This is a genomic window from Mesorhizobium sp. GbtcB19, from assembly GCF_019091085.1.
Lineage (GTDB): Bacteria > Pseudomonadota > Alphaproteobacteria > Rhizobiales > Rhizobiaceae > Mesorhizobium.
The window spans coordinates 1-242 of sequence record NZ_JAGXJY010000446.1; the positions used below are offsets into that span (position 1 = coordinate 1).

At 68.2% G+C, this 242-nt stretch carries 1 pseudogene; it reads left to right on the forward strand.

Features of this window, described 5'->3' with window-relative positions:
- Positions 1-242 (forward strand): annotated as a pseudogene (locus tag KVT37_RS32700) (hypothetical protein); the annotation flags it as partial.

A 242-nucleotide genomic window follows, 5' to 3' on the forward strand; every position in this document is an offset into this window, starting at 1 on the left:
TGGAGGACGTGCCGGCCGAGGAGAGCCTGTGGCAAGGGGAATGTTTCGTGTTCGACGAGCGCGTGTCCGTCTCGCATGGGCTGGCGGGGGGCGAGGCGGAACTCTGCCGCGCCTGCCGGCACCCGCTGACCGTCGGGGACCGGCTGTCCCCGAAACTCACTGCCGGCGTCTCATGTCCCCACGGGTTCGAAACCAGCTCTGATGAGGATCGAGAGCGCTATGCAGGGGGTCGTCCCCAGGTG